This window comes from Sphingobium sp. CCH11-B1, from assembly GCF_001556865.1.
Taxonomy (GTDB): Bacteria; Pseudomonadota; Alphaproteobacteria; order Sphingomonadales; family Sphingomonadaceae; genus Sphingobium.
On sequence record NZ_LSJY01000191.1, the window covers coordinates 1 to 6,598 of the forward strand.

A 6,598-nucleotide genomic window follows, 5' to 3' on the forward strand; every position below is an offset into this window, starting at 1 on the left:
GCGACATATCCTGACAGTCCAGCCCCAATCTGACTTCCGACGTCAATTTTCCGGACGCGCGTCACGCCGCCAATTCCTCGGGTTGAGGTTGCTGGGCGTGCATCCAGTCGGCTGCGGCTTGTGCCTTGCTGGCGGCGGTGAAGATGGCGCGAGGGTCGTCCTTCAGCACGCGCAACCACGATGCCACGTATGCGGCATGATCGGCGCGCGGATGGTGGGCGATCCCGAGGTCAGCGAGCACGAACGAAGCTGTCAGTTCGGCGCAGATCTCCTCGATCGCCAAGCTGTCGCGCTTGAACCTCTCGGCAAAATTGCGGTCGAGCCTGTGCTTTGCGCCCGTAGCGTGGCCGGCTTCGTGCAGAAGGGTGCCCATCTGCGCCGATGCATCCCGGAACGTCGAAAAGGCTGGCATGAAGATGTGATCGAGATCGATCCGGTAGTGCGCATCATAGGCGCCCTCGGTGATCGGGATCTTGAGGGCCGCGACGAAAGCTTCGGCGTGCTCGAACCGCTCGCTCTCGGGCAATACCGCGACAGGAGCGGGTTCATAGCCCTCGACCTGTGCGAGGTTGAACACGGTGAAGGCCCGGGCGAACATGCGGCCGGGGCCGGCTTCGCCGTCGTCATGATCATCGTCGGCGCGTGATGCGGTCTGCTTCCAGAACACGACGGTGGTTCCGCGTTCCCCCTTGCGGACCTGTGCGCCGAGCGCTGCCCACTGGCGATAGGTCCCCCAAAGACCACTGGAATAGCTGCTAGCTTCAGCGGCAATCCAGAGCGCCAGCACATTGACACCGCGATAGCGACGGCGGGAGGTGACGTTCTGCGGCCTCGTCGTGGCAGCGCCATCATGGTGCCAGGGCATGCGCCAGTCGCCTGCGCCTGCTTCGATGGCGGAGACAATCTCGGTGGTGATGCGCGAATAGACGTCAGCTCGCGGCGTCGCAGGGTGGGATCGGAACATGGCGGTCTCCACGTCGGGCGGAGGGAAACTCTCTTCCGCTCCTTCAGCCCGTCACCCGAAAACCAGCCTCCTCTTCCTCTCCCGCCATGCCGCTATGAGGTGTGGCGGCACCGGGCGCGATCTGCTCGAGGAGACGCTCGATCCTTGCCACCTCGGCCTGAAGCGTTACCCGCTGCGGTTCTGGAAGCCGCTTCTCGCGCAGCAAAAGCCGCGCCTCGTCAGCTCCGCGCTGCCAGGCCGGGCGATGCCGTTCGACAATACAGGCGTTGGGGCAGCGGACCGGCTCGCACATGGCGATCATTGGTCCGGTGGCACCCGGTTCCGAAATCCGGTTGAGGCAAAGGGCCGTTGCCGGATCAAAGAAGCAATCGGCCAGCGGGCCGACATGCAATGTCCGCGCGAGACTGCCGAGCATCGTGCGCAGGCGTGGCCGGTCGGCAATCATGGCGGGTAGCGGCGCCAACTCGTGGCCAACAGTATCGAGTGCGGCTCCGATCCTGTTCGCGGCAGGTCCGCCAAGACGCGCACCACCCTGCCGCTCGTCGAAGTAGACGAGGATATCGTCGATCTGCCCAAGCGCGCGTTGGGCTTCGATTTCTCCCCGAAATCCGGACCGGCTGCTGCCGGCATAGCCTTCGAACGCCGCAACGCTGGCGTGCTTGTACTGGATCATGCCGGCAATCGTCCCAAAGGGCCGGTTGGCGATGTGCCAGGCGATGGTCCGGCGAAACTGGCGAGTGGTCAGGCGCCAGGGCGCGCCATTGGGTCCGACAGGGATGATCGGTGCCTGCGCCGTTCCGAACCGGTCGTTGAGATGATCGCGATACCGGTTGAGTTGCCGGACGATCTCGGCAGAAATGTGCGTCTTGGTGTTGGCCCGAAGCGCGAGGACCGGCCACAAGGTCGTTGTTCCGCGCGCTTGCCCCGCCCGCGCGGAAAGCCGTTCGAGGACGGCGATGGCTTCGGCGACCGGCGCGATCGTGACCCACTCGGTCTCCTCGCCGCCCCCGCGCTTGCCCTTGTAGGCGGTGGACTTGATGCGATGCCGCAAGATCGCACCGTCTTCTGCTCTGGTGATGGACAGGCATCCCCGCTTCATCGCCTGGATCTCGCTATCTCGCATGCCTGAGAGATAGGCACAAACGACGTAGGCTGCCGACTGCAGCATGACCTCTTCGAGAGCCAGGACCTTGGCGTCGAAGCGGGTGCGCCAGGGCAGGCCGGTATCGGGATCGGCCGAAATGGGCGTATCCATCCCGCCGATCTCGGTGCCGAGTTCTGCAATGGCGGCGGCGATGAGGTCCGGCGCGCCGGTGGTGAGGCCAAGGTGCATGGCAGGTTCGGCCTGCGCATCGATGCCGGCATGGAGGTGAATCAGGTGGTAGTTGATCGGCGGCGTGACTTCGCCGCTTTGCGGATCTGTCCGCGTTGTGCCGTTGTGTGGGGTGGTCCAGATCGGAACCCCGCGCCGTTGTCGCCGCAAGGCGGCAATATAGGTGTTGAGGCGTTTGCGTTGCCGCGACCGTCGATCAGCATGATCAAGACCCGCCTCAGCGGCAACCAAACGGTCTCGCGTTGCTTCGAGGCGATCGAGTTCCGCCCGCGCGGCGAGGATGTCATCTGCATAGCAGGTCACGTAGCGCAGCGACCAGGCGAGCAGCGGGGTGATGATCGGTTCCGGAATGCGCGGCGTCCGGTTCTCTCCGGCGATATGCTTTGCTCCCGCCACCGAAAACGGGCTGCGCCCGGGCCATGGCTCAAAGGACAGGCACGCAGTCGGCAGATGGTGCCGCAACTCATGCAGGTCGAAGATTATCCGCAGCAGCGCTGCCGCCGCAACCGGACGCTGTCCGGCAAGGCGCAAAGAGCAGGCGTAGCGATCGGCCAAGGCCTGATCGACCCGGCCGAGATCGAAACGACCCAGCTGAGCCTTTACGAAGTCGAAAAAGCGCAAGGTCCGGTTGGCCTCGCCGCGCACTCCCGCCGGCTCAAGCCGAGAACGGTGCCCGGGCAAATCGACATTGAGCCGCGCATGGAGAATCTGGCGCAGGGCATCGGCGATGGATGGGTCGTCGATGCCGTCAAAATGTACCGTGACATGGCAGCGCCGGGCATTGTCGCGAAACACGCTGGGAGCCAGATCCCAGACCGGATCGCCGTATCGCGAGATATGCGCGCGATCGAAGCCGGGGCGCAGCGGTGCGGACAGGAGCACCGGGAGGGCATCACGTTCATCGCAGCCCTCCGCCAGAACCTGGAGGGCGGTCATGCGCGGGCCTCGGGCGGCAGATAAACCGTGGGAGGCTCGGCCGTGACCTGCGCCCGGGCCCTTGCCACCACGTCGTCGCCGAAGGCGGGCAGTATCTGCTGAACGATGCGGTCACGGGCATGGCCGAACTTGGCTGCCCAATCGGCCGCGCTCAGGCCGGCTCGCTGATCATCGACGAAGGAGAGGAACGCGAGGATGGCGGGAAGCTTGCGCGCGGTGATGACCGCGTTGCGACAATCTAGGCACCCCCAGAACGGCGTGGGACACGCGGTACCGGCAGATGTAAAGGGACTGGAATAGAAGTTGCCGCAGCTGGCAAGCCAGACGTCCTGTTCGCCGTCGAGAAGTGCGCGCGAGACGCCTTCATCATCCGGAGTGGGGCTCGCCAACTCGCCGCGCAGTCGCTCTTCCTCTGGAGGAAGAAGGATCCTTGGCCCGGCCAGCGCTTCTTCAAGGGCATCCGCCACGGTCTGCTCGTGCAGCGGTCTGAGGGCCGGAATATCGGCGTAGTGCCGTGCCGCGATCTGGACGGTATGGCCGACGGCGAAGCGGGCCATGTGCCCTTCGGTCTTGAGGTACCACAAGGCCTTGTGTGTCTTGCGTAGCTGCGAGAGGCGCAGGAATAGCGGTCGACCGGCGTCATCGACAATGCCGTGACGCTGCGTCCAGGCGTCGATCGTCATGCGCGGATGGCGGATACCAGCGGTGATCTCGTTGGTCTGATAATAGACCCAAAGGTTGTCGCTGGAATTATGCACCCTGGCCTTGGCGGAGAGTGCGATGATCCGCCGGATCAGGCCGCCCGGTGTCGATGAGCCGCCATCACGGACCCGGATGGTCTTGTGCTCGGCACCGTGGGCGCGAAGCTTGGTATAGGCGACATCGACGGTACCGCCCGAAGCATTGCGCAAACAATCGATCGTGAGCGACTTGCAACACTCCAGCTCGAGCCCCGTCTCCAGCGAGAGCAGAACGAGAAGCGGCACGACGTCGTGTGCGGTAAGGTAGTGGGCAGCGTGGAGGCTCAGGTTGAACCTTGCGCCGCTCAGTTCGCGAATCCACCGCAGCTTATACAGGCTCTGATATGCGGGGTCACGGTAGTGCAGCACGCCGCGCGCGTCGATGGCAGCGTGGGCTTGGCGGTAAGCGGCTTCTATCTCCGGCACCTCGTCGAAACGCGACCCTGACCGCAGGCGCGCCTCGATCGCAACAAGATCGGCGCGTGCCGCATCGCGGAGCTGGCGAGCGACGAACGGACTGTAGGCATCGCGTGGACGGGGGCGAACGTGGGGGTGTGAGCTGACGAAGCGCAGCCGTTCCCGCAAACCAGGATCAATAAGCTCGGGGCTATCGGCCGCAATGCGGCGAAGGACGGAGACGACCTTGGCGACATAGGTCGGCGCGTGCCCGCGCGACTTGCCCTGCGCGGCGAGCCATCGCTCGAACCCGTCGATATGGTAGGCACGAAGATCTGCGGGGCCGTTGATCCGGTCACCTGTCCCGGCAAGATAGGCAAAGAAGCTCGGCAACTGCGTCACGTATGTCTTGATCGACGAACGCACCAGGATGGGGCCGCGTGGGGCAACCAGCATGAACAGGCCGCGGGCAAAGGCAAGAGCCAGGCCACGGGGCTGCAAGCCGGTGAAATCCACGAGCAACTCGCCGCCGTATGGCGGATCGATCACGAAGCGCAGCGTGCTGATCCGCGACCATGGATCGGCCTCGGGCGCAGTCGCGGCGGCCTCGAAACTGACCTTGCGCCCTTTGCGTGGAGCAGCGGTCATGATGGAAGATAGCCCGGTACGAGTGCCAACAGCTCTTCGACCGCCGCATCGACAGTATCGGCACGCGTGGCAAGGTGATCGAGATAGATCGAGGTCGTGGCGAGGCTTGAATGGCCGAGCAATCGCTGGACCTGCTGCAGCGGATCGCCGACCAACTGGCGATAGCCTTCCATGGCGCCGACTGGTGCCGCAGCCTCGGCAAGGCGGCGCTGGATCAGCATGGCCAGCATGTGAACCGCGAACGAATGCCTGAGCTGATGGGGGCTGACCCGGACCGGGATGCCGGCATCCGTGCAGCGGCGGCTCGCCCGCGCGAAGATCGCCTCCCACGAGTTAGGGAGCACCGGATGCCCGACCTCCGTCAGCCAGAGCACCGCCGCTTCGCAGGGCGTTCCATCGTCGGCGCAAATAACAAGCCTTGCGCGTTCATCCGGTGTGACGACCTCCATGTCCATTGTGCCACCGCCAACGAGATGCAATGCGCTCGGCCCGAATGAGGGGCGGTGGATGAAGATCGGGCGGTCGATGGCTTCCCAGCCACGGCGTCTTGCGAACTTGGCGACGGCTTCGGCTCGCTCAACGGCGATATAGGCGTCAAACACCGGTAACAAACGGCGCGGCAGCAACATGCCACGCCCCCTGTCCCCCTTGGTGAGCGCCGCCGGAAGTTCTACCCGCCGCTGCAGTTCCGCGCGGGCGCCGCCAACCGGAATGTCGGCGGCGAGCAGAAAGGATGCCTCTTCGAGGCGCAGGCCGGTGGTGACCAGCAGATCGGCGAACAGCGCATTGCGCGCGCCATTGCGGTCACGTGCTCCAGGACGCTCGGTTCCCTCTACGGTCAGGCCGCGCAGGCCGACCTCGCGGAAGGCGCGGTAATCGGTGAGATCGATGAAGCGAACATCGGACCGACGGGCCGCGCGTTCATAGGCGTCGTTGCGGCCCGTGACGGCCGCGCGACGCCCTCCGTGCGAACTTCGCCAGACCTGACGGTGGGTAAATGGCGTGCGCTCGATCAGGCCTTCCCGCTCGGCCCATCGATAAAGCTTGTCGAGCGAGGCAATCGCCCGGTTCCACGTCGACGCCGAAACCCGGAACTCAGCGTCACTACGCCGACGTGCCCGATGATACGCACCGACATCATCGGTATCGGCTTGCCAGACAGACTTGCCGCGCGCGGAGGCGAGGAAGCGAACCCAGACCAGGACATCATAACCGTGGGCGCGCAGCGAATGGCGCGAACGCGCCCCGTTCAACGGCAGATCGAGGAAGTAACGGTCGAGATCTGGATCGTAGATCTCTCCACCTTGCAGGATCAACGGGATGTAGGTGTCCAGGCCAACCGCCGCCCGGCGTTCCTGAATGACGATCGACGTGTCTGAAGTATCCACAGCTTGCCAGTCCCTCCCCCGGACCCCCTCCCGAATCCAGATCGCACACGTTGCGCGCCTGCGGGACGGTGGCCATCAGGCCGGACTACGCCAGCTTATGGATAGCGCTTCATCCGGCCTGATGCCCCCCTGCGTTGTGCCAAGAACATACCGTTCAATGGTGCGTCAGGCACGGTGCAGACTGTCCAGATAA

The 6,598-nt window shown here is 64.7% G+C and carries 4 protein-coding genes; all 4 read right to left on the bottom strand.

The window, feature by feature from the left end; genetic code table 11:
• Positions 1 to 61: 61 nt before the first annotated feature.
• The 4 genes from AX724_RS19325 to AX724_RS19340 are packed head-to-tail and all read right to left on the bottom strand — an operon-like array spanning position 62 to position 6,405.
• Complete coding sequence (locus AX724_RS19325) at positions 62 to 964, bottom strand: ArdC family protein (RefSeq protein WP_066769817.1); 903 nt, start codon at positions 962 to 964, stop codon at positions 62 to 64.
• A gap of 43 nt (positions 965 to 1,007) precedes the next feature.
• Positions 1,008 to 3,233, bottom strand: a complete 2,226-nt coding sequence (locus tag AX724_RS19330; protein WP_066769807.1) for an integrase — start codon at positions 3,231 to 3,233, stop codon at positions 1,008 to 1,010.
• Entirely contained in the window at positions 3,230 to 5,017 is a 1,788-nt protein-coding gene (locus tag AX724_RS19335) for a hypothetical protein (protein WP_066769810.1), read from the bottom strand. Before AX724_RS19335 ends, AX724_RS19330 begins: the two co-directional genes overlap by 4 nt.
• Complete coding sequence (locus tag AX724_RS19340; protein ID WP_066769814.1) at positions 5,014 to 6,405, bottom strand: tyrosine-type recombinase/integrase; 1,392 nt, start codon at positions 6,403 to 6,405, stop codon at positions 5,014 to 5,016. The genes AX724_RS19335 and AX724_RS19340 overlap by 4 nt, the downstream gene beginning before the upstream one ends.
• Positions 6,406 to 6,598: the final 193 nt, after the last annotated feature.

What these genes read in the sequence shown, in the direction of transcription:
- AX724_RS19330 (WP_066769807.1), bottom strand. Translation starts at nt 3,233, where the DNA reads ATGACCGCCCTCCAGGTTCTGGCGGAGGGCTGCGATGAACGTGATGCC.
- AX724_RS19335 (WP_066769810.1), bottom strand. Translation starts at nt 5,017, where the DNA reads ATGACCGCTGCTCCACGCAAAGGGCGCAAGGTCAGTTTCGAGGCCGCC.
- AX724_RS19325 (WP_066769817.1), bottom strand. Translation starts at nt 964, where the DNA reads ATGTTCCGATCCCACCCTGCGACGCCGCGAGCTGACGTCTATTCGCGC.